Origin of the sequence: Alkalibacterium olivapovliticus, assembly GCF_003003275.1 — a bacterium.
GTDB classification, from domain to species: Bacteria; Bacillota; Bacilli; order Lactobacillales; family Carnobacteriaceae_A; genus Alkalibacterium; species Alkalibacterium olivapovliticum.
The window spans coordinates 32677-58254 of record NZ_PVTO01000016.1; the positions used below are offsets into that span (position 1 = coordinate 32677).

General features: G+C 40.2%; 23 protein-coding genes. 5 read left to right on the plus strand and 18 right to left on the minus strand.

Annotated elements, in window-relative coordinates; translation table 11 throughout:
- Window positions 1–23 precede the first annotated feature (23 nt).
- Entirely contained in the window at window positions 24–1937 is a 1914-nt protein-coding gene (gene glgB, locus CLV38_RS08680; RefSeq protein WP_106194189.1) for a 1,4-alpha-glucan branching protein GlgB, read from the minus strand.
- 253 nt (window positions 1938–2190) lie between these two features.
- Here glgB and CLV38_RS08685 point away from each other — a divergent pair, with 253 nt between their 5' ends.
- From CLV38_RS08685 to CLV38_RS08695, 3 genes are read left to right on the plus strand one after another with little or no spacing between them, the layout of a single operon-like run.
- Window positions 2191–2802: an NfeD family protein gene (locus CLV38_RS08685; protein ID WP_106194193.1), complete on the plus strand. Its 612-nt coding sequence runs from the start codon at window positions 2191–2193 to the stop codon at window positions 2800–2802.
- A gap of 11 nt (window positions 2803–2813) precedes the next feature.
- A complete protein-coding gene (gene floA, locus CLV38_RS08690) occupies window positions 2814–3803 on the plus strand; it encodes a flotillin-like protein FloA (RefSeq protein ID WP_170068854.1) in 990 nt (329 codons plus the stop codon).
- A 5-nt stretch (window positions 3804–3808) separates the two neighbouring features.
- Window positions 3809–4207: a hypothetical protein gene (locus CLV38_RS08695; protein WP_106194201.1), complete on the plus strand. Its 399-nt coding sequence runs from the start codon at window positions 3809–3811 to the stop codon at window positions 4205–4207.
- 45 nt (window positions 4208–4252) lie between these two features.
- Here the strand turns inward: CLV38_RS08695 and CLV38_RS08700 are convergent, their stop codons facing one another.
- The 4 genes from CLV38_RS08700 to CLV38_RS08715 form a co-directional block, all read right to left on the minus strand.
- Window positions 4253–5227 (minus strand): aromatic acid exporter family protein, encoded by a 975-nt coding sequence (locus tag CLV38_RS08700; RefSeq protein WP_106194205.1) that lies wholly within the window; start codon window positions 5225–5227, stop codon window positions 4253–4255.
- A gap of 49 nt (window positions 5228–5276) precedes the next feature.
- Window positions 5277–6872, minus strand: a complete 1596-nt coding sequence (locus CLV38_RS08705; protein ID WP_106194209.1) for an ABC1 kinase family protein — start codon at window positions 6870–6872, stop codon at window positions 5277–5279.
- Between the two features lie 62 nt (window positions 6873–6934).
- A complete protein-coding gene (locus CLV38_RS08710) occupies window positions 6935–7237 on the minus strand; it encodes a phasin family protein (protein ID WP_106194212.1) in 303 nt (100 codons plus the stop codon).
- A gap of 98 nt (window positions 7238–7335) precedes the next feature.
- Entirely contained in the window at window positions 7336–8247 is a 912-nt protein-coding gene (locus CLV38_RS08715; RefSeq protein ID WP_106194216.1) for an aldo/keto reductase, read from the minus strand.
- Window positions 8248–8544: 297 nt separating this feature from the next.
- Between CLV38_RS08715 and spx the strand changes: the two genes are divergently transcribed.
- Complete coding sequence (gene spx, locus CLV38_RS08720) at window positions 8545–8955, plus strand: transcriptional regulator Spx (RefSeq protein ID WP_106194220.1); 411 nt, start codon at window positions 8545–8547, stop codon at window positions 8953–8955.
- 20 nt (window positions 8956–8975) lie between these two features.
- Here the strand turns inward: spx and CLV38_RS08725 are convergent, their stop codons facing one another.
- From CLV38_RS08725 to gloA2, 10 genes are all read right to left on the minus strand, one after another.
- Entirely contained in the window at window positions 8976–9449 is a 474-nt protein-coding gene (locus CLV38_RS08725; protein WP_106194224.1) for a YrhK family protein, read from the minus strand.
- Between the two features lie 121 nt (window positions 9450–9570).
- Window positions 9571–10419, minus strand: coding sequence for a carbohydrate ABC transporter permease (locus CLV38_RS08730; RefSeq protein WP_106194227.1), 849 nt, complete (start codon window positions 10417–10419; stop codon window positions 9571–9573).
- A gap of 2 nt (window positions 10420–10421) precedes the next feature.
- Entirely contained in the window at window positions 10422–11372 is a 951-nt protein-coding gene (locus CLV38_RS08735) for a carbohydrate ABC transporter permease (RefSeq protein ID WP_106194231.1), read from the minus strand.
- A gap of 92 nt (window positions 11373–11464) precedes the next feature.
- A complete protein-coding gene (locus CLV38_RS08740) occupies window positions 11465–12850 on the minus strand; it encodes an ABC transporter substrate-binding protein (RefSeq protein ID WP_170068855.1) in 1386 nt (461 codons plus the stop codon).
- Between the two features lie 473 nt (window positions 12851–13323).
- Window positions 13324–15630 (minus strand): endo-1,4-beta-xylanase, encoded by a 2307-nt coding sequence (locus tag CLV38_RS08745; RefSeq protein WP_106194237.1) that lies wholly within the window; start codon window positions 15628–15630, stop codon window positions 13324–13326.
- Between the two features lie 326 nt (window positions 15631–15956).
- Window positions 15957–16598: an SGNH/GDSL hydrolase family protein gene (locus CLV38_RS08750; RefSeq protein WP_106194240.1), complete on the minus strand. Its 642-nt coding sequence runs from the start codon at window positions 16596–16598 to the stop codon at window positions 15957–15959.
- A 26-nt stretch (window positions 16599–16624) separates the two neighbouring features.
- The gene (locus CLV38_RS08755) at window positions 16625–17503 is read right to left on the minus strand and encodes an ROK family protein (protein ID WP_106194243.1); all 879 of its coding nucleotides are present in this window, start codon (window positions 17501–17503) and stop codon (window positions 16625–16627) included.
- A gap of 42 nt (window positions 17504–17545) precedes the next feature.
- Window positions 17546–19162: a gamma-glutamyltransferase gene (ggt, locus tag CLV38_RS08760; protein WP_106194246.1), complete on the minus strand. Its 1617-nt coding sequence runs from the start codon at window positions 19160–19162 to the stop codon at window positions 17546–17548.
- Between the two features lie 73 nt (window positions 19163–19235).
- Window positions 19236–19622, minus strand: a complete 387-nt coding sequence (gene gloA, locus CLV38_RS08765) for a lactoylglutathione lyase (protein WP_106194249.1) — start codon at window positions 19620–19622, stop codon at window positions 19236–19238.
- A gap of 274 nt (window positions 19623–19896) precedes the next feature.
- Complete coding sequence (gloA2, locus tag CLV38_RS08770; RefSeq protein WP_170068856.1) at window positions 19897–20280, minus strand: SMU1112c/YaeR family gloxylase I-like metalloprotein; 384 nt, start codon at window positions 20278–20280, stop codon at window positions 19897–19899.
- 134 nt (window positions 20281–20414) lie between these two features.
- Between gloA2 and CLV38_RS08775 the strand changes: the two genes are divergently transcribed.
- Window positions 20415–21332, plus strand: a complete 918-nt coding sequence (locus CLV38_RS08775; protein ID WP_106194256.1) for an AEC family transporter — start codon at window positions 20415–20417, stop codon at window positions 21330–21332.
- A 46-nt stretch (window positions 21333–21378) separates the two neighbouring features.
- On the opposite strand, the gene CLV38_RS08780 is transcribed toward CLV38_RS08775, so the two are convergent.
- The 3 genes from CLV38_RS08780 to CLV38_RS08790 are packed head-to-tail and all read right to left on the minus strand — an operon-like array spanning window position 21379 to window position 25341.
- Entirely contained in the window at window positions 21379–23178 is a 1800-nt protein-coding gene (locus tag CLV38_RS08780) for an ABC transporter ATP-binding protein (RefSeq protein ID WP_425427782.1), read from the minus strand.
- Complete coding sequence (locus CLV38_RS08785; RefSeq protein WP_106194262.1) at window positions 23171–24886, minus strand: ABC transporter ATP-binding protein; 1716 nt, start codon at window positions 24884–24886, stop codon at window positions 23171–23173. Before CLV38_RS08785 ends, CLV38_RS08780 begins: the two co-directional genes overlap by 8 nt.
- Window positions 24887–24912: 26 nt before the next feature.
- Window positions 24913–25341, minus strand: a complete 429-nt coding sequence (locus CLV38_RS08790) for a MarR family winged helix-turn-helix transcriptional regulator (protein ID WP_106194265.1) — start codon at window positions 25339–25341, stop codon at window positions 24913–24915.
- Window positions 25342–25578 lie beyond the last annotated feature (237 nt).

The window sequence follows — 25578 nt, forward strand, 5'->3', positions numbered from 1 at the left end:
ATTCACTTTTTAATACGTTCCTTTTACTTTTTTGGTACGTCGTAAACGCGTTTCGGTTTTAAAACGACAATACTCAAAGCAGGCAAAATCACTTCCAGAGAATACTCTTTTCCATGCATCGGCTCGTCAGATGTTCTTGCAATGCCTTGAGCTTCCGTCCATGTCCCGCCTAAAGATTCCCACTCTGTATTCCATACTTCTTCATACTGGCCTTTATATGGAACACCAATTCGTACATTCTGTCTTTCAATTGGCACAAAGTTGCAGCAGATGATAAGGAAGTCTCTCGGATTTTTCCCTTGTCTAATGAAATAAAGAGTTGTTTCATCTTTGTTATCAGCATCTAATATATCGAGTCCTGCAGAAGAATGATCATATTCCCATAAAGCCCGATGAGCTTTATAAAATGCATTCAGCTGTTTAGTAAAGCTTAAATGTTTAGCATTTGCTTCATCATTTAGATTGTTCCATTCCAATCCTTCGTCAAAACGCCATTCCAGAAACTGTCCATATTCTGCTCCCATGAATTGAAGCTTTTTGCCAGGGTGCATCATTCGGTATGTTTCGATCGTCCTGAGACCAGCAAACTGATTGTATCTGTCTCCAAACATCTTGTGCATCATAGATTTTTTGCCATGTACGACTTCATCGTGAGAGAATGGAAGAATGAAATTTTCATTAAATGTGTACATAAAAGAGAAGGTGATGAGACTGAAATGATCTTTCCTGAAGTAAGGGTCCATTTCAAAAAACTTTAAGGTATCGTTCATCCATCCCATATTCCACTTGTAATTAAAGCCGAGTCCGCCTTCGTGCACTGGATGAGTCACTTTACCCCAGGCGGTGCTTTCTTCAGCCATCATCAGAACATCAGGATGTCTTTCGAAAATTTTCGTATTAAGTAACTGGAGGAACTCAACCCCTTCTTTATTAACATTGGTCCCTTCATCATTAGGGGTCCATTCACCCAGGTCGTAATCTAAGTAAAGCATGTTGCTTACTGCATCAACTCGCAAACCGTCGATGTGGAATTGCTCAATCCAGAATAAAGCATTGGAAATTAAGTAACTCCTGACCTGCTCTTTCCCTATATCAAAATTCAATGTTCCCCATCTGTTGTTGTTTGCACGAATCGGATCAGCGTACTCGAATTGAGCTGTGCCGTCAAAATAGGCTATTCCATACTCATTTCGATTGAAATGACCCGGCACCCAATCCATCAATACACCCAGATTAGCCTGATGAGCCGCCTCGACAAATGCGCGAAAATCTTCCACGGTTCCAAATTTGGAAGAAAGGCCATAGAATCCAGTAGCCTGATATCCCCAACTTGCATCAAGCGGGTGTTCCATCAATGGCATAAATTCAATATGGGTATACCCTAAATCTTTAACGTAAGGAATCAATTCATCTTTCAATTCATTAATGGTATACCACGATCCGTCTTCATGATGCTTCCAAGAGCTCAGGTGGACTTCATAAATATTCAGTGGTCGGCTGTAAATTTCCAGACGTCTTCTGTTCGCCATCCACAATCCATCTTTCCACTGCTTTTCAGGTAAATCTTTAACTATTGAAGCATCTTTAGGTCTGACTTCGAATGCGTAAGCATAGGGATCGATTTTATAAGCGACTGTTCCATCCGCTTGAATAACTTTATATTTATATCGCTGACCTTCTTCAGCTGAGTCCATATCAATCGAGTAGATTCCAGACTGATCAGCCGTCTTCATTTCATCAAGTTCGGACCAGTTGTTAAAGTCCCCTACCAGATACACGGACTGAGCATTAGGAGCCCATACATTGAATTGGTATCCTTTGGTTGTCTTGATGCAGCCCATGGTCAGATAACTGTCAAACTGTGTCCCTTCATTGAACAAGTAAAACGCATCCTTTAACGCATTAGATTCTTCTGAATCATATTCCCGTTTATCCATATAATCCCCCTTTTTTATCTCGAGATTGCTCCTCTAATCTGTTCTTAACTTTTTTAATGTAAAGGTATCCTTATTATTATTGTAACCTAGTAAGGCAACTTTACCAAATTTTTTCCCTTATTGTTTTTCTCATAATAGAACGATTATATTTTATGTCGTCCGCCTTGCGACCGATGACATTGAGGTGTTAAAATGTTACTATTAAAGTGCACACAGGTAACCTTGAATACAATAGAAAGGAGGCAGTAAATTTATGGAAGGATTACTATTAGGTTTAGGTTTCATAGGTGTAGCTTTGGCCATTCTTACACCTTTTGTTAAAAGTGGTACAGGCCTGACACTTATCAGTTTAGCCGTCTATTTCAGATTTATAGGAATTGAAACATGGTTACCCGTTATACTCTTTACAGCCGGTTTGTTATTGATAGTATTCGAAATATTTGTTCCAGAGTTTGGCTTAGCCGGAATCGTCGGTATGATCCTACTGATTTCAGGATTATATCTGACGATCGGAGACATTGGTCAGACGGTAAGAGATTTAAGTTTGTCAGTCGTTATAACATCAGGTGTCGTATTTTACCTGATAAAAAATGGGTATTCACTGGCAAATGTTAACAAATTGATCCTGCAGACGAACCTTCAGGATATATCAAGCAAGACAGATACAGACAACACAAAGCAGTCGATTACAGTTGGACTTGAAGGTGTTGCAATGACACCGTTACGCCCATCTGGAAAAGTCGCTTTCGGAGATGATCCGCATGCTTATGATGTTCTAAGTACGGACGGGCATATTTCAAAAGATAGTGCAGTTGTTGTCGATAAAGTACAGGGAACAAAAATAACAGTTAGACAAAATAGATAGGAGAAATGACTATGGATCTTTTAGGTAATGGTTTTGTCGGAATAATTATCACCGCAGTAATCATATTAATATTCATCAGCATATTCTTACGCTTCGTACCCGTTGGATTATGGATCACAGCATACTTTTCAGGCGTTAAAGTAGGGATTGGCACATTAGTTGGTATGAGATTACGTCAGGTAAGCCCTTCTCAAATTATTCGTCCTCTTATAAAGGCAACAAAAGCGGGACTAGATTTAACAACAAATGAACTGGAAGCTCACTTCCTGGCAGGTGGTAACGTCAACCTGGTCATCGATGCCCTGATTGCCTCACACAGAGCAGAAATTGATTTGGAATTTGAAAAAGCAGCTGCCATAGATTTAGCTGGTAGAAATGTATTTGAAGCCGTTCAAATGTCAGTAAATCCTATCGTTATAGTTACACCGGATATTGCTGCCGTTGCAAAAGATGGAATCGAAATTATTGCTAAAGCAAAAGTTACTGTACGTGCAAACATTGAACGTCTAGTAGGTGGTGCCGGTGAAGATACGATCATTGCCCGTGTTGGTGAAGGTGTCGTAACAACCGTTGGTTCAGCAGACAAACACTCAGACGTTCTGGAAAATCCTGATATGATTTCCAAAACCGTATTAGGAAAAGGGTTAGATTCAGGAACAGCATTCGAAATCCTATCCATTGATATCGCGGATGTGGATGTCGGCCGTAACATTGGTGCCAAACTGCAAACTGAACAAGCTGAAGCAGATAAAAATATTGCTCAAGCTAAAGCTGAAGAACGTCGTTCAATGGCGATCGCACAAGAACAGGAAATGCGTGCGGAAACTCAGAAAATGCGTGCCCGCGTGGTTGAAGCCGAAGCTAAAGTTCCATTGGCAATGGCAGAAGCGTTAAGAAGCGGAAATATTGGTGTAATGGATTATTACAAAATGAAAAACATCAATGCCGACTCAGATATGAGATCAGCCATTTCTGAACAGTCAAACCAAGAAGAAGAGTGATATAAATGAACTTTTTAATCGTATGGATCATTCAGCTCCTCGTCTTCTTCCTTATTGTCTCAAGTGTGGCATCATTGTTTGTGAAGTCTACAAAGGCTAATGCAAAAAACGCCCACGAAAGACTGGCTGGTGATGACGTAGAAGCTCCAAAACGAAATGCTCCAAAACAGAACAAAGCCACTAATCGCCCAGTTCGTGAACAAAGAGCAAAACGGGAACAATACCAGCGTTACGATAGAAAGAAACCAGAACAGAATATGATTCAGGGTGTAGTTTCTCTTTCTTCCAAAGAAAAAGCAGAGAAGAAAAGCACATCCGTAACATTTAACAGACAAAATCTTAAGCAAGCCATTATCTACAAAGAAATTTTAGATAAACCGATTGCTTTAAGAGAAGACGACTAATTAAAAAGTGACGAGCAGTACTCCAGATGATCGTGGAGTAGCTCGTCACTTTTTCTTATCTATCATACTGTCTTCATCAGTAAAAAATGCCCGTTTCACTTCTATTAATTCCTCTACATCATGAAGAATTTGAAACAAGTATGCTCTACTCTCAAATTCTTCTCGTGTTTTCGGCAATTCTGACTGCCTGAACTCTTTATATAGTGTCGCTATATTGTTTAAGAGTAGTAGGCCTGTGTTTTTTTCATTGAGCTGTTCTGCTATGTCAAAAAACAGTTCAGCTAAAATGCCTGATTGAACAGTACCTAATGTCACGTATTGCAGAGTAAAGGAGATTTTTTTGATTAGAACAAGCTGTTGCTGCCTCATCTGAAGATAGCGTATACTGTAGTCGCTTTTTCTAAATAACTGATTGTCATAATCTGTTAAAGCCATATTTTTAGCCTGCTCGATCATTTCTTCAAGCTGTGTTATTTTAGCCCCTAGTTGAAAATTAAGCTCTTTTCCACATAATAAGGTGGAAATGGCTTTCAGAATGAGCCTTAGTTGTTCGTCTATACTGACTTTATTTTCTTCCAGTTCACTTTTACTGGATGGCATCCACGTATTGAAAAGCAGAGCTGACGCAGCACCAATAAACATCAGCAATAAACCGTTGATCTGCCAGTATAGCCCTATACTCGCTGCACCGATGAAATGAGTCACTAAGACAGAGCACGGGGCAATCCCGACCTGCAGATCATACCGGTAAGCTATCGGTACATAGAACAGCAGATAGATTCCGAAAGCGGGTACGGTAAAGCCGGCAAAATAAAATACAATCGAGGCAATGCTAAAAGCGGCCAATGTTGACATCAGACGTTTGAACGCGGTTATAAAAGATGCTCTTTTAGTATCCAGCAGACTAAGTATCGCTATGATCCCGGCCGCCAGTGTATGTTCCAGCTGAAGGAGGTTTGCAATATAAATGGAAAGGAGTGTAGCCAGTAGCAGTTTTACCGTTCTGATTTTTATCGTCATAACGGTACATTCCTCTCAATTACCCCAGAGCTAATGGGACACTCAGCAGCTAAAGAGTACCCGATCTGATAATGGAGATCAATAGCCACAGAGCCATCACCCCCGCCCCAATAAAGATAACAATGGCAAAAAACGACACACCTGCGCCTTCAGAAATGGCGAAAATAACGGAAGAAGCCAAGATCAAAGCAGCAACGATTAGGGCGAAGACCAGTCGATTGACCATCTTATTAACCTCACGCCATTTTTCTTCAAAATGGACCAAGTCAATGTGCACCATCATGCGGCCATTGTTAAGAGTGTCGAGTGCTTTCTTGATGCTTGAGGGCAGTTTTGCAGAATCAAGCATCAGCTGATACAGACCAATTTTCAGTTTATCTTTTGAAATCGAATCAATCAGGCTGATATCATCACTTGCTTTAATGTACGTGGAAGCAATCTGCATGATATTGATATCCGGGTGAATGTCACTCACGACCCCCTCAAGAATCGTTAAGGCCTTAGCCAGCAAGATGAAATCATTAGGCATAACCATCTTGTACTTATGTGTGACATGCAGGACATCAGCAAAGAAAGTACTCAAGTCGATTTGACCAAAACTTCTGGAAATATAGGATTGATAAAAATCATTTATATCTTCACTAAAAGCAAACCGGTCTACTTTCTGTTTCGTTATAGCCATCTGAAGCAACAGATTCATCAGCTGATCGGTATCTTCAAAAACAATTGCCCTCATTAATTTGATTAAATCTTCTTTGACGGAATCTGATAATTCTCCAACAATACCAAAATCAATAAATACAATCTGTTTTTCTTTGATGATCAGGTTCCCCGGATGAGGATCCCCATGAAAGTATCCGTCCTTAAATATTTGAGACAAGAAAGAATACACTAACTTTTCTGCGATATCCTGTTTGTTATACCCTTCTTCTCTGATTTTTTGAAGATTTAAACCTCTAATACCTTCAATATGATCCTCAACAAGCACTCTTTTTGAAGTGTAATTTAAAAAAGGCTTAGGTGCAGCCACTGCATCCAGTTCCTGGTTTAATTGTCGAAACTTAACAAGAGCCTGTCCCTCATTTCTGAAGTCTAATTCTCTTTTCGTGGTTTCTTCAATTTCCTTGAATGCTGCCTTGGCATCCACCAGCATCTCTTTAACCGTCTCTGGAGCCATTGATACAATTCGAGAAAACAGCTGAATATCTCTCAATAAATTTTCTTCGATTTCAGGTCTTTGTACCTTAATGATCACATCTTCTCCAGTATGGAACCGGGCTCTATGTACTTGTGCAACGGATGCACTAGCAAGAGGTGATTCATCGATCCATTCGAACACGTCTTCCAGTTTTTCCTTAAAATCTTCTTCAAAAATACGCCGAATATCATCATAAGGAAAAGGAGGCGCATCATCTCGTAGTTTAGACATTTCGCGGATATAACTAGGAGGTAACAGATCTTGTCTGGTAGATATGATCTGACCTATCTTAATAAAACTAGGCCCCAGTTCTTCAAATGCTAACCTTAAATTGGTTGCGTCCTGCTCTTTATGCTTAGTTCTAACTCTGGTCCTGTATATGTGTCCAAATCCATAGGATGCCAGGACAGATGCAATCTCAGTTAAACGTTCACGGTTACTTTTCAACGGTGTGCCTCCTCTCTAGTTAAAAAGAGGTGCTGACCAGGATTATGATCAACACCTTTTGTTTATGCTTCTGTTGATTTATCTGTAATTTTACGTTCAAGCGCTTCTACTTTTGCTTCTAAATCTTCTATATCTTTTCGTTGAGCAACATTCATTTCAAGTAATATAGCTTCCAAAGTTTCTTTTTCTTCCAGTGAAACATCTTTGTTTTTTCTCTGAATCAATTCTTCTGTCAATTTCTTACCTTCAGCTACTGTTAATTTCCCGCGACTGACCAATCTGTCTACTTGTTCTACAGCTTTTTCTAATGCAATTGCTGTTGATCCAACACCAACCAGTAAAGCTTTCTTGATATCTTCTATCATTTAAAGAACTCCCTTCATATTGATCTTACTCTAATAGTATAACACTCACTACACTAATTGTCAGATAAAACCCATACGGTTATATTACACTTTTTGCTTTAAGGTAAAGGATTCCCTGCTCCTCGATAAATGGTATACCAATCTTCTCTGCTCATCTTGATTCCTGAGGCAGAAGCGTAATTTTTAATTCGATCTGGAGTCATCGTGCCCAAAACAACCTGCATTTGAGCAGGGTGTCTGAGCAGCCAGGCTATAGCTAATGCTTCATGGTCCGTGTCATACTTTTCTGCGAGTGACTTCAAAGTGTCGTTAATATCAGTATAGTTTGAGTGATTCAGAAAAACGCCATCAGGTCCTTGTACTGGAGACCAAGGCTGAACAGTTATGTCATTCAGACGGCAGTAATCTAAAATAGCCCGGTCGTGATCGATAGAGGCATCATTCTTAGTATTTACCTGTACTCCTGCATCGATCATCCCTGTGTGCATGACACTAAGCTGGAGTTGATTAGCTACAATATCCTGGTCAACATATTTTTTAAGCAATTCAATCTGATTTGGACTATGGTTACTGACACCGAACTGTTTCACTTTCCCAGATGCATGTAACTGATCAAAAGCTTCTGCCACTTCTTCCGGTTCAACTAAAGCATCCGGGCGATGAAGCAGCAGTACGTCGATATAATCTGTATCCAGTCTTTCAAGGATACCGTCTACAGACTTGGTTATGTGTTCTTTAGAAAAATCATAAAAGCCTGAGCGGATACCTGTTTTTGACTGTATAATAATATCCTCTCTTTTAATAGAGGTTTCTTTGATCGCCGAAGCAAAGCGTTTTTCAGACTCCCCTTTTCCGTATATATCTGCGTGATCATAAAAATTGATGCCCGCTTCTCTAGATGCTTCTAATACGGCTGAGGCATCAGATATATTTAACTTATCCATTCGCATGCACCCTAATGCCACTTCAGAGACTTGGATACTGGTTTTACCTAATTCAATTGTATTCATTTTCTTCCTCCTAGTTATAGTACTATGATATTACTTTTAGTTTACTCTTAATGAATAATCAATGCGAGAATCACTACCGCATATGGTTAACTTTTATATGCAGTTGAAATGTGACTAAATTATGACAACAAGATTGCACACATTAAAAATAAGTGAATGTGACGAAAAAGTGTCAAAAAGCATTGCATATTTGTCCTTTTACTCTTAGAATAGGTATTGTAACAAAACGTTCACATTTTATCTCTAAACATTCTTACATAAAATCCGTGGACTAATTATCATAAAGGGGTAATGACAATGATTACATTATATGTATCTCCAAGTTGTACATCTTGCCGAAAAGCTAAAGCATGGTTAGAAGAACAAAACTTAGAATATACTGAAAAGAACATATTCCATGAACCTCTATCTAAAGAAGAAATTAAACAGATTTTAAGCTTGACTGAAGAAGGAACGAACGAGTTGATTTCATATCGCTCTCAGGCCTATCAAGCCTTGACCAGAGATATTGAAGATCTTTCTTTAAATGAATTACTCGAACTATTTGAAATTCAACCCAGCCTGATTCGTCGACCGATCATCATGGACGACAGACGTCTACAAATTGGCTATAATGAAGAAGAAATCCGTTGTTTCCTTCCTCGTAAAGTAAGGGAACTGGAACTGGCTGAAATCCATCGTAAACTGGCAATTGAAGAAACGGCATAAAAATGAGTAGAGATTGTTCTCTACTCATTTTTTTCTTTTCCATAGTAACTCTCATTATAATCCTGTTCGATTTCTTCAGCCTCATCTGGCTGCTCTTCTTTCGCCTGAGCATCTGATTTCACTTCTACTTCCTTAGTCGGCTTATTCGAGTGCCCGCTGCTTCTTCTGATCGATTCCTCTGTATCTTCACCCAATACTTTTTCCCGGTACTCTTCTTCACGGTAAATAAAAACACTGTGCATGATTTTAAGAATCGGTCTCATCAACAGAAAAAAACTGGCAAATATATATAAATACATTCCGACCCTTGTTAAGTCTGTAAATGTTTGAATCAGACTGCCTGAGAGATAGAGTATTCCTGTAAACAAATCATTACCCAAAGAAATGATCGAATAATAATTCTGGAAATACACTCTAAATTTACCTGCTTTGACAATGACGTCTTCTTCTTTTCCAGGCTCTAAATCATGTTCTTTTGTTTCAACAACAGGCATATAAGCGCCTCCCCATTTTAAAAGTATACCCTATTTTTACTTTAGCATATTAACTCGATCTGGGAGAAGTGATACGCATAAAAAAAGAGATTGCAGAAAATCGCAATCTCTTTCATTACTATTATTGTTTTACTCCCCCAGCTGTTACACCACCTATAATGTAACGTGACAAGAAAGTATAAATCAGAATAAGCGGTACGATTGAAAGCGTAATACCCATATACATAGCCCCAAACTCCGTTCTGTACCCATCTGTCGTCAGCAGTTGAACCAGCATCGGCAGTGTGTACATTGAACGTTCATTGATGAGAATCAACGGTAGTAAGAAGTTATTCCATGATCCAATAAATCCGAATATAGCCATCGTTGCTAAGGCGGGTCTCATTAACGGCAGTATAATCGTATGGAAAATTTTAATTTCACTTGCCCCATCTATTCTAGCAGAATCAACTAGTGCCGGGTGATAAATTGTTTCCAGATACTGCTTCATGAAAAATACAGTTGGTGCACTGGCCACCGCAGGTAAGATCAGTGGAATATAATTATTTAACAACCCTATATTAGCAATAAATCTATAGAATCCGATGATACTGACCTGCGTAGGAATCATGATCAACATCAATATAATCCCCCACATGATTTTCTTCCCTTTAAATTCATATACAATCAGAGCATAGGCTGTTAAAGAAGAAAAGTACAAGCTTAAGATAGTTGAACTAGCTGCGATGAAAAAGGAGTTTCCATATCCCTGGAATATGTTGAACCCTCTGTCTCTAAGGTGTGTCCAGTTACTCCAGGCGTTCCCACTTGGTATAAGCGACAGGCCCTGCTGTATTTCAGGAGCTGATCGTGTCGAGTTAACAATAACGATCCAGAATGGCAATATACTTAACAATGTCAAAATAGTAAAGAATACATACAGTAAAAGACGCTGCATTTTTATCCGTTTGGCATTTCCTGTTTCATACATGGCTATTTCGCTCCTTTCCTTGGCTTGGTTGCCCGTGTTCTGAAACTGTTAAACACAAGAAGACTGAAGAGTGTTGTCATTAAAAGCAGAACAACTGAAGCAGTTGCGGCTACATTTAAGTTTCTTCCTCCCTGGAATGCTTGTTTATAGATAAATGTAATCATTGTCTCAACAGACTGCTGAGGCCCTCCACCCGTCAACAGGTAAGGAATATCGAACATCTGCAAGCCCCCGATCAGCGACGTAATCAGAACATACAAAGTGATCGGTTTCATTAGAGGCATCGTAATCTTCGTAAACGATTGCCAGTCTGTTGCTCCATCCACTCGTGCAGCATCAAACAAGTTTTCATCGATACTTAAAATACCGGCCTGCAGGACGATCGTCGTTTGACCATACCACATCCAGAATTGGATGAATGATACAATCAGTCGGGTCATAACAACACTTCTAAAAAAATCTATCGGACTATCAATAACGCCTATATTCAGCATGAACAGATTTAGCGGTCCCCTAGGGTAACTAAAGAGTGAGCTGAAGATTACAGCTACTGATGCAGCAGTTATGATATTGGGAAGATAGAATAGACTCTTGAAAAACCCAACCCCTTTCAGATTTAATCGTCTGCTGGTAAACCAGTAAGCCAGAAGGAACGCTAATACGATTTGAGGAACGAAGTTAACGATCCATAAAATAAAAGTGTTAGTGACAGCTCTTCTAAATAAGAGATTATTCCAAATATTTATGAAATTCTGAAATCCGACCATATTTGCGTCTGTTGCCCAACCCGCCAAATCAGTAAAGGATAAGTAGATTGTATAGAACATTGGATAAAAATTAAATGCCAGGAAAAAGATGAAAAACGGTGCCATAAAAACGTATCCCCATTTATCATGGTTTCTTCTTTTGGCTAATCTTCTCTGTTTTCCTGAAGCAGTTGTTGTAGTTGCCATAAAATACTCCTTCCCATGTAGTGGAGAAAGTGCAGTGAGCACTTATATCAAGTGGTCGACTGCACTTTCATTGTGCTACATTAGATTTCTAATTAATCTACCTGTAAGTTAGGGTAAAGACTTTGAACTTCCATTCTGAATGAATCCAGTGCTTCTTCCATTTCCATTTCACCTTTAGAATATGGAGTTAATGCCAGATCATCGAATGCGCCTTGGATACCCTGGTCAAATTCTGTAATGATTTCACCATCAATAGTTGTAATGCCTTCAGCAAATGCATCGTAGTGATTTTGTCCGCCTAAGAATTCTTCTTCGTAGTCCCCACGAACTGCATCAACTACAACTTCATTAGAAACGACATCTCCAGTATCTTCTGCCCAGCTAGTCAGGAAGTCTTCACTCGTTGTCAAGTATTCGATCAAGTGAGCTGCTTCGTCCTGCATGTCTGAAGTTTGAGTGACACCGATCCAAGTTCCGCCACGGAAGTAGGCTGTCGGACCAGTAGTCATGCGCCAGTTTCCAGCGGTTTCATCTCCATTAGGTTTCAACCAGAAATGCATACCCCATGTTGGTAAGCTGTAACCCATGATTTCATCAGCATTCATACCAGCGAAGTATTCTTCACCTTGAGGATCAGCATCCATCATCAGTCCTTCTTCAACCATTGTTCTGGCTGTTTCCATCAGTTCGTAAATCTGGTCATCGATAATCAGCTGATTATCTACAACCCATCCCTGATCACGAGACATGTAGTAAGGGTGGCTTAAGTCTCCACGTCCGGATACCATATAAACTGATCCATCAGTCGCATCTCTCAATTCACGTGCTGTATCTAGGAATCCGTCCCAGTCACCGATAGCTTCCTGCATTTCTTCTGGAGATTCAATACCTAAGTGTTCACTAGCCAGGTCTTGACGATAGAAGAAAGCACCTGGTGTTGTCTGCCAAGAGTTCATAACGAAAGTTCCGTCTTCTTGTGTTCCGATATCTCTAACATAATCGAATGTATCTTCTGCTCCGTCCACTAAACTGTCATATTGACTCAAATCAACTAGCATTCCAGATTCTACATATTTTTTAACAAAAGCCTGTTCTGCAAAGATGACATCTGGTGCACTATCTGATCCAAAAACAGGGTCTAGTTGAGTTTCAAACTCTTCAGTCGGAACGATTGAAATATTGATTTCATAATCAAGTTCTGCAAATTCTTCGAGATAGTAATCATTGATCATTGTTTGAGCTTCATCAGTAAACGTCCAGACATCTAATACTCCTGCACCACCTGTCGTAGGTGCGTCGAACTCTTCACCATCCTCAGTTTCCAATACTTCGCCGTCATCAGTATCAGTATCACCGTTATCTGCTGCTGTGTCTCCAGTATCGCCAGTGTCAGTCGTGTCTGTATCCCCATTACCACATGCTACTAAAGCAAGTGCTGCCAATGTAGTTAAACTTAAAAGAATTCTCTTTTTGATCATTTGATTTACCCTCCATTTTTTTAAGATACTAGTGCATTGGTTCACAATAAGCTGAAAATTTTTTATCTCTGAACGTGTTATTAAACCGCTTACATATAGACTTAAAAAATAATAGCGTATTGTCATTGCTGTGTAATCTGCCTATAAATAATAGATTTATTTCTTGATTCTCTTTTCAAAACAAGCGAGTCCCTTCACCTCCATAGGATTGGTTGCTAATCAGCTAGTCGATAAAACGCTTACACTCGGTGTTAAAAAATTTTATTAGTTTGTTTATGATACAAACTAATATTTCTTATAAGCTAATAATATGCTTTTTCTCTCAAAAAAGCAATACTTTTTTTGTTTTTTTCACTTTAGATTCTTTAATACCATTTGATTACATTTTTTCTGCTTACTGCAATGAGTTATTAATAATACTATTTTCATTTACGCATAAAAAAAGACCAGCAATTGCCGGCCTTTTCCTTAATTTATCCCTTTTCTCTTAATCTATAAATTATAACAACTATAACTGATGCCACCAATACGACTAATCCAGCTACTACAAGTGGTAAGGTATTATTTGAATCAGTTCCCTCCATTTCAGATAGAGCACCAGATTCTTCTGAGCGTATTAACTCCAGTTCGCCAAATACAGTTGGGTCCTGGAAAGCTTGTCCTGATAAATCATTCCAGACGGCCACACTTTCACGGTTTCCTGACTCAGCATCATTGATCTGCAGGTCAAATCCAATTCTTTCTCCTGATTCAGGAGATAGATCCACCCATGGTATAGCAACCTGAACAGAATAACCGGCTGCTGATTCTACAACAACAGATTCTATAGATGTATTATCCGTCATCTCACCAAACGTCTCTTCACCTTCAGCATTAACCCGGTACTGACCTGTTCCTTCTTCATAGGAAGATGATTGATTAAATGTTTCTTCCAGAAAAACTTCTACTGAGTCTTGTTCCCACGGAAACTCACTGCCCGTATCAATTGATGAATCCTCTACATTAACCAGTACATAGAGATAATTTTCATCCCAAAGGACACGTGCGGTGCCTATTGCCCCTTGCCAAGCTAACTGGTGTTGGTCAATGGCCAGTTCTTCTGCGGAATGCCAGATATCATCCAACTCTTCACTCAGTTGAGGCGTTCCATACATTGCCTGTCCAGCCCGTTTTTCAATTGCTTCTGTATCTGTTTCTGATCCATCGTTTTGCGCCAGGTATTCTTCCGGATTGGCCACTGCATAATAAGCTTCTTTCGCTAAAAGATCACGGTCAAAGAGCAATGGATTTCTCTCAGCTCTCCAGCTGGTTGCATCATTCAGTCCCCAGAACGTTACACGGGAGATGATGTCCGCATGTTCTTTGTATAAAGAGAAAAGCTGAGCATATAATACAGCCTGATTTTTTTCTTCCTCTTCAGTCAATTCACCTGTATTAGCGGCAGTGATATCTAATTCGGTTATGCCTATTTCTACTCCAAGTTCTCTGAATCGTTCAATAGACAGGCGGACAAAATCCACATTTGTTCCACTATTATAGTGCCCCTGCATGCCTATTCCATCTATCAGTAGTTCTCCAGGGTGTTCTTCAGCATAATTCTCGTTCAATTCTTTAACCATATAGTAAATGGCGCTTGCTTTACTCTGATTGTCATCATTATAGTCGTTATAATATAGTTTGACATCTTCCCAGCCGTTCTCATCCAGCACTTCTCTCGTTTTCAGATAGGCCAATTCCAGGTAATCATCCCCGATAGCATCAAACCAGTCGGAGCGTCTCAACATAGCCCGCCACATTTCAGGGTCTCTAGGATTGTCATTCATCGCTTCGTTAACGACTTCCCAGGCAATAACAGCATCACCATAATGAAGAACTGTTTCTTCTATATGCGTATACATATTTTCCAGAGCCTCATCACGTGATAATAACTGTCCATCTTCCGTATGCAGCCATTCTGGTGACTGCTGATGCCATACTAAGACATGTCCATGCAATTCAAACCCTTCTTCCTGGATTCGATTGACGAGTCGTTCCTGGTCAGAAAAATCAAATTCTCTGTTTGCGTTATAGGCATATTCAGGTTTCATTGCATTTTCAGCAGTGACAAGATTATGGTGATGTCTCAACAAATCTAATCTCTGTCCTTCCAATTCCGCCATTGACACCGCATTTCCAATCAAAAAGTAGTCTTCGTAAATATCTTTTAGTGGCGTCAATTCAGTCTGTATACTGATATCACTACTCGATCCAGCAGCCCGCATTGAAAAGTCATCGATCAAAAAGGAGACAGAGTCACTAGTCGTACTTTCTATATAGACACTAACAAAATCATCAACAATAGCATCGTATCTATACGTCCCCTGAAGTTCGACCCACTCATCAGATGAAACAGATTGCGTATCGATCGTCTGATAACTGGCATTGTCCCCATCTCCTACCTGTGTAGACAGTTGTAACTCTACCGTCGTTTCTTCCATCAACTTGACCCAGACTGAGAATGCGTATTCCGTTGAGATCTCAATCTGATCCTGGATCTGGACAGCTGGGCCATGCCACTCCTGACTACGCTCAGTGGTTTGCAGGGCGTAATCTCCCGTATAGGCATCTTCAGTGGTCCTTTCCACCTGCTCCGTTTCTCCTCGTGGCTCGAAATCTCCTGCATCCTCTTCAAACCCAATCATCAAATCAAACACATCTTCTGCAGCAACAGTACGTGGAACGCACAATAGCAATCCCAGCGCAACAATGAACAGTTTATTGTTTAATTTTTTAAGTTTCAATGGTTTAGCTCCCCTCACTTTTGTTATCGCTTACATATATAAGTTCAATCTTACCTTATAATCGAGAGAATTCAAACATTAATTTATTAAACTAACAAACTAATTTTTGCATACAAAAAAAGCGCAGACATAACGTCTACGCTTTTTTCAGCAACTTGTATAAATACAAGCGAGGAAAAAAGGTTCACATCAATTTTTCCTCCGATACCAACTTCCCGTTGTGATGCATAGCATCTGTACCGTGCAAAAGTCTCCATTTAATAAAATGGAGTACTCGACTCATCGCATAAGAATAATAATAGCATGCTCTGACTTTAAAAGCAACTCTATTTTTCTTCTACTACAGAATCCAACCAGGCTTTTGCAATGACGCCATGCCCCGCTACCGTTGGATGAACCCCGTCATCCCCCGTATAGTAACTGAATCCGTTCTTAATACCCAGTGCATTTAATGCTCCATCAAGGGGAACCAGCTCTGTCTGATATTCCCTAGCCATTTTACGAACTATCTGTATACGGGGATCTAAATCTTCCCGCCAGTTTACACGGTCTTTCGGAAATGGCAGAACAAACGGTTCCATCAGAACGACTCGAGCATCAGTTCGCTGATGAAGTGACTTCAGTAAAAATCGATAGTCAGACTCAAATTCATCCAGTTCTTTTTCAGTTATGGTCTTCCCATCATTCTGGTTTCGCCATGTATCATTGATGCCGATGAGAATCGTTACGATATCAGGATTAATGATCAAACAATCATGTTCCCATCGGTTTTTCAGATCTCCGAGGCTGTCTCCACCTATGGCTCTATTCAAAACAGTCAGTCGCTTATCCGGAAAAGCAGCCAGAAGGTGCGCAGCAATCAACAAAGGAAACCCATTCCCCATATCCTGCCCATCCGTGCGGTCTCTGCCTACATCGGTAATACTATCTCCAATAAACAGCAGTATATCATTTTTGTTGATTTTCATCAGTCTTCCTCCACAGAGATCCCGTTCTATTCTTTATTTTTTTGAATAAAGTTATAAACAGCACCAATCAAGTTTGCATCATTTTTGAATTCACACGTTTCTATTACTGGTCTGAAAGGACTATGTTCAAGTCTGTTAAAAAGGGCATCAAATTCTAAATCAATTCTGTCCAGTATCCCATCCATGCTGGAGATTCCTCCGCCAATGACTATTTTTTCCGGGTCAAAGGCATACGCCAGATTATATAGCCCCATGGTTAGATAAAAGAAGAAAGCATCCACTTCTTCTTTCGCTATTGTGTCTCCCTGGTTTGCCAACTGAAATACTGTCTTGCCATCAATATCATCCGCAGGGATTCCCATTCTTTTGGCGTATCTTCGAGACATGGAAACGGCAGTCCCAATTTCACTGAAAGTCTGTCGTTCATTCAACAGCATGAAGCCGAATCCTCCTCCAAATAAGTGTTTACCTTGCTGGACCTTCTTATCCACAATGACAGCCCCGCCTATACCAGTACCGACCACAACAAATATCACATTATCGTTATGTCTTGCCGCGCCTTTCCAGACTTCAGCCAGTCCCGCACTGTTCGCATCATTTTCAAAGGATACGGGCAAGCCGAACAACGTTTCAAGTTCATCATATATCGGAAAAAAATGCAGATACCTTACTGCGCTGACTCCTTCTATTTGCCTGGCCTCCTGATTGACTGCTCCAGGAGCTGAGAAACCTATCCCCTCCAAAGAGTGTTTGACTTCAACCGCTTCTTTGATCTGGACCAGCTTTCCTTTCATTTCTTCCCAGGTTTTGGGCGTTTTAAAATTCCCTTTATCTGTCAGTGTTTCATTTGACCAAGTACCGTATTTTACAGTCGTACCTCCAATATCAAATGCCAGTATAGCCATGTCTCTCTCCGCCTTCACGTTTATTTACTCGTTTATTGACAGTTACCAGACAGCTATACTGCCATCTGTTCGTGGCTCTGTCCCTCCGACAAGGACATCCTTATCCGTCCTTAAAATGATCTGACCTCGGCCGAACTGCCCTTTTTCCAGTTCGACTTCTATGTCGTGTCCTCTGTTTTTTAAATCTGTGAGAATCGACAGCGCCATAGTCGGCTCAACCAATACTTTTTTACCTTTTACCCATTGCCATCTCGGTGCATCGAGCGCATCCTGTGGATTAAGTTTAAAGTCGATCATGGACTGAACAACCTGCAGATGCCCCTGAGGCTGCATATGTCCTCCCATTACACCAAAAGGTCCCAGTGCTTTAGATCCTTTTGTGAGGAATCCTGGAATAATGGTGTTGAAGGGACGCTTACCTGGGGCTAGACAATTAACATGATCTTCCTGCAAGGAAAAACCAACAGCCCGGTTATTCAAGCTGATGCCATACTCAGGAATCACAGCGCCTGAACCGAATCCCATGTAGTTGCTTTGAATATAAGAAACCATATTTCCCTCAGCATCTGCAGTTGCGAGGTAAACTGTTCCAGAAGAATCTTGGATACCCGGTTCAGCATCAATCGCCTGTGAGGTAATGAGCTTTGCTCTCTCCTGAGCATAAGCATCAGATAAAAGTGCTTCATTTGACACTCTCATTGTATCTGAATCTGAAATAGTCAGATTCCCATCTGCGAAAGCTAGCTTCATAGCCTCGATTTGCTTATGAATAGTGTCAGGTTCGTCTTTTCCTTTTAATTCCATATGTTTCAATGTATTCAAGGCCATCAGTGTAACAATTCCCTGCCCATTAGGTGGCATCTCCCATACTTGGTGTCCTTTATAATCAATGGAAACCGGGTCTACCCATTCAGGCTGATACGAGCTCAGGTCTTCTTTCCGTAGAGTCCCTTTATATTTTTTGGAAAAAGCATCAATCTGATCCGCTATATCACCTTTATAAAATGCTTCAGCTTTAGTCTTAGCAATGAGTCGCAGTCCCTTTGCATGTCCTTTCAACTGTAACGTATCGAGTGCCTTCATTGGCTTCCCTTCAGGTGCAAACACTTCAAACCAGGACTCCAGTTCTGGATACTGATCTTTTTCTTTAGTAAAGCGTTTGAATGTCCGGTTGAATGCTTGACCGACCGTCTGTGTAATCACAAATCCTTCTTCAGCTATGTTGGCAGCTGGTTCAAGGACTTCTTCCAGGCTAAGTTTGCCGTGTTTCTCATTTAATGCCACCCACCCTGCTGGGACTCCCGGAACAGTTGTGGCGTTGATTCCGAAGGTGGGAAAAACTTTTTCTTTTGACAGGTACTGTTCAGGATCCAGCCCTTCAGGAGATGGACCACTTGCATTCAACCCGTGAAGCTTCCCATCCTTCCAGATGATACTGAAACTGTCCCCTCCAATGCCGTTGGATCCAGGTTCGACGACCGCCAAAGTAGCAGCAGTAGCGATTGCTGCATCAACTGCGTTTCCCCCTTTTTTCAATATCTCCAGACCAACTTGTGCAGCAATCGGATGAGAAGTCGATACCATCCCCTTTTTGCCGTAAACCAGTTCTCTTCTAGACGGATAGTGAAACGCCCCCGTATCAAAAACTAAATCCCCCATAAAACAATCTCCCCTCGGTATGTATCACCGGAAAAAATCCCGGCGTATGTTAGTCGCTTTAAACTAAATGTACTTAGTCTTTTAACTGAATAATCTCTATTTTATAGCCATCTGGATCTTTAATAAAGAAAAAGGATGCAGCTCCATCTGATAATTCTTTCAAATCCGTCACATCTTGACCTGACTGACTGTATTCTTCATGCGTGTCTTCCAGGTTTTCAACGCCTATTGCAATATGGCCATATCCGTTCCCCAAGTCGTAGGCTTCCTCCTGATCATAATTGTACGTTAACTCCAACTCTACATCATCTCCAGGAAGCGCCAGATAAACGAGTGTAAATTTATAATCCGGGTAGTCCAGTTTTCGAACTTCTTTCAATCCCAGCACTTCTTTGTAAAAGGCCAGTGATTTGTCAAGATCTTTTACTCTTACACATGTGTGCAGCATTCTCTTACGCATATGTTTGTCCTCCTAAATGATTATGTTTTCATTTTGCCTTACTTTTGACTTATCGTCAAGCATTCCAGCATCTCGAGTTCGCTTGAACGCCTACATTTGAAAGCGTTCACTTTTTGGGCGATTTTAAAAAAAGCATTGACTATTTTTAATGTATGCGTTATCATTACCTTAGAAACAAAGTTAGTAGCAGTACTACTAGTTTTCTTTTTCATAAATCATCTCCTTTCTATGCAAAAGCACCCCTGCGGAAACAGGGGCGCTTTTTTGCGTTCAATTATTGTTCATATAACTCCAGTGGCAGTCCATCAGGGTCTTTAAAAAAAGTGTACCGTTTGGCTGTATAAGAATCAACTCTTACCTCTTCAACATCGATCCCTTTCTTTTCTAGTGACCGTTTTACTTCATCTACATTAGCCACTTCAAAACACAAATGACGTAAGCCAACCGCTTCCGGACCGTTAACGCGTGCAGGCGCATTTGGAAATGAGAATAGTTCGATCTGATTAGAACCGATCTTCAGATCAAGCTTGTATGACTCTCTTTCTTTTCTATAATTTTCTCTAATGATTTCCAGCCCTAATACTTCTGTATAGAACGTTTTAGACTTTTGATAATCGCTCGTTATAATCGCAACATGGTGAACAGCATTTAATTCCAATTGACTTCTCTCCTTTAATCTCATCACTTACACAAGCATACATTACTTTGCATTTGATTAAAATTGGGCGTATAGTATTATGATAAAGTATTAATAAAACAAGTTTACTATAGATTGGATGGAAGACAAAACGTATGGATATATCTTCAGTTATTTTTAATCAGTTGCTTCAAATGTTTTTCATTATGATGTTCGGATTTGTTTTGGTTAAAATCAGTTTCCTCAATATGAGTGGCAGTCAGCAGTTAGCTAACATTGTAACGAAATTTGTCATTCCAATAGTCCTGATGCTGTCATTCCAGCAAGACTATAATACAAATCAGCTTCAACTCCTGTTCACATCTCTACTGGGAGCACTGGCCATTACCTTATCTCGTATTTTCATTGCACATACTCTACTTAGAAAACGGTCCAAAATTGATAAATATGCTATTGTCTTTTCAAATACAGCTTTTATGGGGATTCCGATTATCCTTCCCATCCTTGGTTATGAAGGTATTTTTTACTTATCCATGTATATTGTAACATCGGCTGTATTCCAGTTCACCTATGGCATATGGATACTATCAGAAGGCAAACAGCCAATCACCGTCAAGTCTATTTTGACAAACCCTGCAAGTATAGGGGCGTTAGTCGGATTCGGACTCTATATCACGCGTATCCCACTTCCTGAAGTGCTGTACAACAGCTTGGATACAATTGGTGGATTGAGCTCCCCACTTGGAATGATCCTACTCGGAGGCTATCTGGCCCGTAGCAAAATGAAAGAAATATTCCTGGTAAAATCAAATTACTGGATAGTTGCCGTACGCTTAGTCATTTCTCCTCTATTAGCTTTATTTTTAATATGGCTTCTGCCAATCAGTCATCCTGAAGTACTGCTTGTACTGGCCATCGCTAACTGTACGCCAACTGCTGTGAACACGGCTCTTTTCTCCCAACTGTATGGTGGAGATTACGAATATGGTGCCCGCATTATCATTTTAGCAAGCTTTTTCTCAATCGTCACCATGCCCTTAATGATCAGTTTAGCCACGTTTCTTCTATTATAAACATAAAAAAGCTGTTCAGTCCTCTTTTTCGACTGAACAGCTTTTTCTATGCATATTTCTCAAACTGAGAATAGTAAAGTTCAGAATACACCCCTTTTTCTTCCAGTAATTCTTCATGATTTCCCTGCTCGACTATGCGTCCATCGTCAACAACTAAGATCGAGTCTGCATTACGAATAGTCGACAAGCGGTGGGCAATAACGAATGACGTCTTATCTTTCATTAGTTTTTTCATCGCATGCTGGATTTTCATTTCTGTCTGAGTATCGACATTAGACGTTGCTTCATCCAAAATCAGTAAATTAGCATCCAGAATCATTGCTCGCGCAATCGTCAGTAATTGTTTCTGTCCCTGAGAAATATTCAGTCCCTCTTCATCAATCACTGTATTATATCCCTTTGGCAGACTCATAATATAGTTGTGGATTTGTGCTGCTTTTGCGGCTTCTTCCACTTCTTCCATTCTGACATTTTCTTTCCCGTAAGCTAAATTATCATATATCGTTCCGGAAAAGAGCCATGTATCCTGAAGGACCATTGCATAAGATAATCTGAGACTTTCACGTGTGGCTAATGTCGTGTCCAGGCCATCCAGTTCTATTTCCCCTTCGTTCGGGTCATAAAAACGCATGAGTAAGTTTACAAGCGTCGTTTTCCCTGCCCCGGTTGGTCCGACTATAGCGATCACATTACCTTCCGGTGCTTTAAAGTCCAGGTCATGAATCGTCATTTTGTCTGGTGTGTAGCCAAAAGACACATCGTTCATGCTGACATTTCCTTTCACGTCATTGTAGACATGCGCATCATTTACATCTGCAGATTCTGCAGGTTCATCCATCAAAAGAAAGACCCGTTCAGCAGCAGCAAATGCTGACTGCAATTCACTGATAATATTCGCCAGCTCATTGATGGGACCGGAAAATCGTCTTGAATAGAGAACGAATGAGGATACTGCTCCCAGTGTCAACATGTTCATTAAGAACAAAAGCGCACCTACTACACTGACCAGTGATAAAGATAGGTTGTTGATAAAGTTGATCGACGGTCCGACCATACTTCCATAATAATCTGCATTAAAATACGCATTAACGGCTTCGTCATTTTTTTCATCAAAGCGTTTGATCATGTTTTCTTCCTGATTGTACGCTTTGATCGTCTGCTGACCTGAGATCATTTCTTCCACGTATCCGTTCAGTTCTCCCAGCTTCTCTGATCGTTTTCTGAATAAAGGACGGAACCGGCTGACCATATAACGCGTCAACAATACAGAAGCCGGTATCGTAATACAAAATACTAACGTCAGAATAGGCGAAATCAGTATCATCATGGTTAAAGACACAATAATGGTAATTGCGCTGGTCAACACTTGAATAAAATCATTGGAAAGCGATTGATTGATTGTGTCGATGTCATATGTCACTCGGCTAATAATATCTCCAATCTGGTGCTGGTCAAAATAGCCGACTGGCAGTTCTGACATTTTATCAAAGACATCTTTCCGCATACGGTGTATCGTCTTTTGTGTCAGCCTAATCATGATACGCTGCATCGTGTACTCCAAAATAGAGGACAGGATGAAGAAAGCAATCATCAGGCCAACATAGAAAAAGACTTGATTAAACAGGACATTATTGGGACCTGGTTGAATCGAATCAATGGCCAGTCCGGATAGATAAGGACCAACTAGTGAAAAGAGATTACTGGTAACCATCAGAACAGTTGCCAGAAGAAGCAACCATTTATACCGGTACAGATATCCCCATAACCGTTTTAACACGTGCCAGCGACTCGTCTTCAGTTTTCCAGGCTTGCTTGCACTTGGTGTGCGTCTTCCTCCTCTAGGCAACGTGTTCTCCTCCTGACTGATTTTCATATATTACTCTGTATGGCAGGCAGCTTTCCATCAGCTCATCGTGCGTACCGTATCCAATCATTTCTCCGTTATCCAGCATAATGATGGCATCAGACTGCTGGATGGAACTGACTCTTTGAGCAATCATAATCGTTGTGGTATCTGCGTATTTTTCCGTTAAGACTTTACGAAGGTTAGAATCCGTTTTATAGTCCAGGGCACTTGAGGAATCATCCAGTATCAATATTTCCGGATTCTTAGCTAATGCTCTAGATAATAAGACACGCTGTTTCTGACCCCCACTTAAATTGGTTCCCTTAGCATTCAATCGATGCTCTAACCCTTCATCAAGTGAGTCAATGAATTCTTTCGCCTGTGCATCTTCAGTTGCCATAGAGATAGAATCTTCAGTTATGTTTCGTCCAAAATCAATGTTTTCCTTTAGGGTGTCTGCGTATAAAAAGCCATTTTGAAAAGCTACTCCAAACTTTGTGTGAAGGTCTTTCAAACTCAAGCTATTTACATTGACTCCATCGATACGGATACTTCCTTCATCTGTATCATATAATCTCAAAAGCAATTTAATAATGGATGTTTTCCCACTCCCTGTCGCTCCTATGATGCCTAAGGTTTCTCCTTTATTAAGTTTAAAGTCAATATTTTTCAGAATGTGTTTTCCGGAATGATAGCCAAACGACACGTGATCGAACCTGATATGTGCTGTATCTCTCTTCTCATCTCTAGGCAGCACATTCAGATCCGGTTCTGTGTTGATTATTTCGTGAATCCGATCCGCTGAAGCAATCCCTCTTGAAAAAAGAACAAAGATACGTGTGATACTCAGCATCGAATTCAATATGATCGTAAAGTAGGTCATAAAGGCAATAACGACACCCGGTTGAGTCAGTCCCGCATTCACTCGGTACGCACTGGCCAGAATAACTAATGCCAGTCCACAATTTAAAAACAGATTCATCAAAGGGGTTGTCGCAGCCATCGTCTTATTGGCTTTTGTTTCAGCCGCTACTACACGCTGATTGACTCCTTCAAACCGTTCTTTTTCATAATCGGTTTTAGACAGTGCTTTGATCACTCGCGCTCCAGTTATGTTTTCTCTGACTGTCCGAACGAGTTTGTCTACTTCCTGCTGTAGTTTATCAAAAAGGGGGACCCCTCGTTTAGATAGTGTATAGACTGTAATTGTCGCAAAAGGTAACACCCCTATCATAACTAGTGTAAGCGTCGGATCGAGTGTCAAGGTCATAACAATTCCCCCGATCAGCAGAATGGGCGCACGTACACCTATCCGCTGCATCAGCCCGATCGTCCGGTGGGTATTGTAAGTATCTGAAGTCAAACGGGAAATCAGAGAAGGCGTACTGAAATAATCGGCCTGACTCGCTGATAAGTAAGATATCTTTTCATACAAATCATGTCTGATATTTTCTACAGCGTCTTTTGCAACGCTGGATGCCATCCTGTTTGCTTTGATACTTGTCACAACAGCGATGATGGAACAAATGACCATTACCCCTCCCCATAAGATCACTCTATTGATATTCCCCGTAGGGACGATCACATCGATCATATAGGCCAGTATCCATGGTAAAAACAGATCCATGATTGTTCCTGTAAATTTCACTGAGAATCCCAGCAGCATTCTTTTCCATAATGGTTTTAAATAACGAATCAATAAATTCATACGTAACGGCCTCTCTATTTTAATGTTTAAAAGTCTTGAACCTCAGCTCTTGCTTTCTCCATCATTTTTTTTAATTGCTTTTCGAGTTCACTCTGTTCTGTCTCTGATAGTCCTTCAAAAATAATGTCATTCCATTCTCTAAGTATATCCACGACTTTCGGGTAAACATCATGTGCCTTATCAGTCGGATATACCAGTAATTTTCTAGCATCCATAGTACATTGCTTACGTATGATGTATCCCTTTTTTTCAAGAACTGATAATTGCCTGGTTACATTGCTCTTATTGACGTAAATCAGTTGAGCCAAATCATCTTGAGAAACACCCGGATTCTGACAAATATTTATGATGTATGTATGATGCATTCCACTTAAGTCATACTTTTTCATTTTTTCGTTTCGATACAGTTCTGACAAGCGTGTTGTCCGGTTGATATAGCGCATTAAAAATTCCATTTCATCCCTCCTCAAGATAGATAGTTGCGCTCGCAACAATATGGACAACTATAGCACTAATAAAAAACGAAGTCTAATCAACTGAATGAATCTCTACCCGAAAACTAGACACTCAAAAAAGAGTGTTTTGGTTTTCGGGTTATTTTTTAGAGTTTTTTCGTTATACTTTTATAGACTAGTTTTAAGTGGAGGTTTTTCTGATGAGCAAAAAAATATATACAAAACAAGAAATAGAAA

What these genes read in the sequence shown, in the direction of transcription:
- glgB (WP_106194189.1), bottom strand. Translation starts at nt 1,937, where the DNA reads ATGGATAAACGGGAATATGATTCAGAAGAATCTAATGCGTTAAAGGAT.
- CLV38_RS08685 (WP_106194193.1), top strand. Translation starts at nt 2,191, where the DNA reads ATGGAAGGATTACTATTAGGTTTAGGTTTCATAGGTGTAGCTTTGGCC.
- floA (WP_170068854.1), top strand. Translation starts at nt 2,814, where the DNA reads ATGGATCTTTTAGGTAATGGTTTTGTCGGAATAATTATCACCGCAGTA.
- CLV38_RS08695 (WP_106194201.1), top strand. Translation starts at nt 3,809, where the DNA reads ATGAACTTTTTAATCGTATGGATCATTCAGCTCCTCGTCTTCTTCCTT.
- CLV38_RS08700 (WP_106194205.1), bottom strand. Translation starts at nt 5,227, where the DNA reads ATGACGATAAAAATCAGAACGGTAAAACTGCTACTGGCTACACTCCTT.
- CLV38_RS08710 (WP_106194212.1), bottom strand. Translation starts at nt 7,237, where the DNA reads ATGATAGAAGATATCAAGAAAGCTTTACTGGTTGGTGTTGGATCAACA.
- CLV38_RS08715 (WP_106194216.1), bottom strand. Translation starts at nt 8,247, where the DNA reads ATGAATACAATTGAATTAGGTAAAACCAGTATCCAAGTCTCTGAAGTG.
- spx (WP_106194220.1), top strand. Translation starts at nt 8,545, where the DNA reads ATGATTACATTATATGTATCTCCAAGTTGTACATCTTGCCGAAAAGCT.
- CLV38_RS08725 (WP_106194224.1), bottom strand. Translation starts at nt 9,449, where the DNA reads ATGCCTGTTGTTGAAACAAAAGAACATGATTTAGAGCCTGGAAAAGAA.
- CLV38_RS08730 (WP_106194227.1), bottom strand. Translation starts at nt 10,419, where the DNA reads ATGTATGAAACAGGAAATGCCAAACGGATAAAAATGCAGCGTCTTTTA.
- CLV38_RS08735 (WP_106194231.1), bottom strand. Translation starts at nt 11,372, where the DNA reads ATGGCAACTACAACAACTGCTTCAGGAAAACAGAGAAGATTAGCCAAA.
- CLV38_RS08740 (WP_170068855.1), bottom strand. Translation starts at nt 12,850, where the DNA reads ATGATCAAAAAGAGAATTCTTTTAAGTTTAACTACATTGGCAGCACTT.
- CLV38_RS08750 (WP_106194240.1), bottom strand. Translation starts at nt 16,598, where the DNA reads ATGAAAATCAACAAAAATGATATACTGCTGTTTATTGGAGATAGTATT.
- CLV38_RS08755 (WP_106194243.1), bottom strand. Translation starts at nt 17,503, where the DNA reads ATGGCTATACTGGCATTTGATATTGGAGGTACGACTGTAAAATACGGT.
- ggt (WP_106194246.1), bottom strand. Translation starts at nt 19,162, where the DNA reads ATGGGGGATTTAGTTTTTGATACGGGGGCGTTTCACTATCCGTCTAGA.
- gloA (WP_106194249.1), bottom strand. Translation starts at nt 19,622, where the DNA reads ATGCGTAAGAGAATGCTGCACACATGTGTAAGAGTAAAAGATCTTGAC.
- CLV38_RS08775 (WP_106194256.1), top strand. Translation starts at nt 20,415, where the DNA reads ATGGATATATCTTCAGTTATTTTTAATCAGTTGCTTCAAATGTTTTTC.
- CLV38_RS08785 (WP_106194262.1), bottom strand. Translation starts at nt 24,886, where the DNA reads ATGAATTTATTGATTCGTTATTTAAAACCATTATGGAAAAGAATGCTG.
- CLV38_RS08790 (WP_106194265.1), bottom strand. Translation starts at nt 25,341, where the DNA reads ATGGAATTTTTAATGCGCTATATCAACCGGACAACACGCTTGTCAGAA.